Source organism: Methylobacterium sp. (assembly GCF_019750675.1).
In the GTDB taxonomy this organism is placed as follows: domain Bacteria; phylum Pseudomonadota; class Alphaproteobacteria; order Rhizobiales; family Beijerinckiaceae; genus Methylobacterium.
In genome coordinates this window covers 1-2618 of the sequence record NZ_JAIEOF010000322.1, presented here as the reverse complement: position 1 = coordinate 2618, position 2618 = coordinate 1, and the positions used below count along the sequence as shown (strand labels likewise).

Genomic DNA, 2618 nt, shown 5'->3' with positions numbered 1-2618 from the left:
TGGCCGCCGCCGATGAACAGCCCTATACGGACACCAACACACACCGTCAACCCAAATCACAAACCTTTTGTGACGGCTCGCGATTGCCAGGGCATCAGGCCGGCAGGGCGAGATGCGCGCTCAAGCCACCGAGGTTCGAGCGGCCGAGATCGAGGGCGCCACCGTAGAGCTCGGCGAGCTCCCGGGTGATCGACAGGCCGAAGCCATGGCCCGGCACGCTTTCGTCGAGGCGTCCCCCGCGCCGCAGCGCCAGGGCGGCGGCCTCCGCGTCGAGGCCGGGGCCGTCGTCCTCCACCGTCACCACGACCCCGTCATCGCTCGCCCGAGCGGTGACGCGGATCTGGGCGCGGCTCCATTGGCAGGCATTGTCAATCAGGTTGCCCAGCATCTCGTCGATGTCCTGGGCGTCGCAGGCCGCCGCGAGTCGCGGCGACACGTCCTGCGCGATGGCGAGATCCTTGGCCGCATAGAGCCGCGCGAAGGTCGCGGCCAGATCGGCGACCGCGCCGGCGAGGTCGGTCCGCGCGCGGCCCGGCCCCCCGAGGGCGGCGGCGCGGGCTCGGCGCAGGTGATGGCGCACCCGCCGGTCCATGCCGGAGACGAGGTTCACGAGGGCGCCGTCAGGGTCACGGCCGGGCTCGGCCAGGGCGAGGCTCAGGGTGGCGAGCGGGGTCTTCAGGCCATGGGCGAGATTGGCCACATGGGTGCGGGCCCGTTCGAGATTGGCGGCGTTCTGGTCGAGGAGCGCATTCACCTCCGCCGCGAGGGGGCGGATCTCGGCAGGCTGCGGACCCGGGATGCGGGGCTCACGGCCCGCCCGCACCGCCGCGAGGTCCCGGCGCAGACGCTCCAGGGGCCTCAGGCCGAGGCGGACCTGTGCGACGAGCCCGGCCATGAGGCAGAGGCCGAGGATGCCGAGGATCGCCGCCAGGGCGAGGCCGGCCTCGCGCAGGGGCCCGCCCAGGGCTCGGGCGGGGGCCGAGGCGACCAGGATCGCGGGCGGGCTGCCCCCCTCCGGCGGCAGGTCGAGGATGCGCAGGATCAGCGCGTCGCCCCAGGGGCCGGTGCCGTCGGCCGGCCGGGGCCGATCCGGGTCGCGGGGCCGGGGGGCATCGTCGGGCAGCGCGAGGTCGCGACCCTCCAGGGAGCCCGAGCGCAGGACGCTGCGGCCCTGTCTCACCTGCCAGTGCCACCCGCCGCGGTCCCGGTCGAAGGGCGGCCCGTCGAGATTGCGGTCGAGGCGCAGGCGGTCGCCGGGTCCGCGCTCCAGGCTCGCCGCGATGGCGACGAGCTGGCTGTCGAGGCGGCTGTCGAGCTGGCCGCGGACGAAGCGGTGCAGGATCACCCCGATCGCCAGCCCCGCCACCACCAGGGCCGCCGTGACGAGGGCGAGGGCGGCGAGGAGCAAACGGCGCCGAAGGGAGCCGAGATGGAAGAGTCCGGTCGGGCCGGGCGGCGGGTGACCCGGTCCGTGCGGCGGCGGCATCAGGCGGGCTCGCCGGGGTGCAGCTGGTAGCCGTGGCCGCGCACGCCCTCGATGCGGGCGGGAGCGATTTTGCGGCGCAGGCGGGTGATGATGACCTCGACGGAGTTCGAATCCACGTCGGCGTCGCCGTCGTAGACCCGCTCGATCAGCTGGCCGCGCGGCATCACCCCGTCCTTGTGCAGGATCAGGCAGGAGAGGACGCGCCATTCGAGGCCGGTGAGCTTCAGGGGCAGGCCGTCGCGCTCGAAGGTGCCGAGGCCGGACTCGTAGGTGAGGGGCCCACAGGTGACGCGGGCGGCCCCGTGCGCCGCCGCCCGGCGCACCAGGGCGCGCAGGCGGATCACCAGTTCCTCCACCCGGAACGGCTTGACCAGGAAGTCGTCGGCGCCCGCCTTGAAACCCGCGACCTTGTCGCTCCAGCCGTCCCGCGCCGTGAGGATGAGGACCGGGACGGTCAGCCCCGCCGCCCGCCATGCCTTGAGGACCGAGAGGCCGTCGCGCTTGGGCAGGCCGAGGTCGAGCACCACCGCGTCGTAGGTCTCGGTCTCGCCGAGATGCTGCGCGTCCTCGCCGTTCGCGGCGTGGTCGAGGGCGAAGTTCTCGGCCCGCAGGGCCTTGGCGATCTCGGCGGCAAGGGCTGCGTCGTCCTCCGCCAGCAGGAGTTTCATGGGGCGTGTCCGTGGGTGGAGGGAGAAGGGCGCAAGGGCGAAGGCGAAGGGCGAGCGGCCTACGCCGCGTCGTTTAACGGGGGCTGAACCGTCCGGTTCAGTCCGGGTTCGCGGCCCCGGCCTAGAACGGCCTCAACCCGAGAGGGCGCCTTGAACCCGAGAAGGACAGACGTCATGACCGAGAACCACGAAACCTCCAGCCCCGCCACCGCCCCGACCCCGAAGCGCTCGCGGCGGGCGCTCGTCGTCGGCGCCATCGCGGCTCCCCTCGCCTTCGGCGCGATCGGCCTGTCGCTGGCCCAGAATGGCGCCTCGATGATGACGCCGGTGGCGCCCACCGCGATCTCGGCCCTGAAACCGTCGGGCTCCATCGCCGCCAAGGGCGACGTCGCCGAGATCTACGGCAACAAGTTCGTGATGCAGGACGGCACCGGCAAGGCGCTGGTCGAGACCGGCCGCCAGGG

2 protein-coding genes and 1 pseudogene are annotated in these 2618 nt (G+C 73.4%); 1 reads left to right on the top strand and 2 read right to left on the bottom strand.

The window, feature by feature from the left end; genetic code table 11:
- Positions 1–94: 94 nt before the first annotated feature.
- Complete coding sequence (locus K2X24_RS16620; RefSeq protein ID WP_292499452.1) at positions 95–1486, bottom strand: HAMP domain-containing sensor histidine kinase; 1392 nt, start codon at positions 1484–1486, stop codon at positions 95–97.
- Complete coding sequence (locus K2X24_RS16615; protein WP_292499451.1) at positions 1486–2154, bottom strand: response regulator transcription factor; 669 nt, start codon at positions 2152–2154, stop codon at positions 1486–1488. Before K2X24_RS16615 ends, K2X24_RS16620 begins: the two co-directional genes overlap by 1 nt.
- A gap of 174 nt (positions 2155–2328) precedes the next feature.
- On the opposite strand from K2X24_RS16615, the pseudogene K2X24_RS16610 reads away from it, so the two are divergent.
- Positions 2329–2618 (top strand): annotated as a pseudogene (locus K2X24_RS16610) (DNA-binding protein); the annotation flags it as partial.

Coding starts and splice junctions, on each gene's coding strand:
- K2X24_RS16615 (WP_292499451.1), bottom strand. CDS start 2,154: ATGAAACTCCTGCTGGCGGAGGACGACGCAGCCCTTGCCGCCGAGATC.
- K2X24_RS16620 (WP_292499452.1), bottom strand. CDS start 1,486: ATGCCGCCGCCGCACGGACCGGGTCACCCGCCGCCCGGCCCGACCGGA.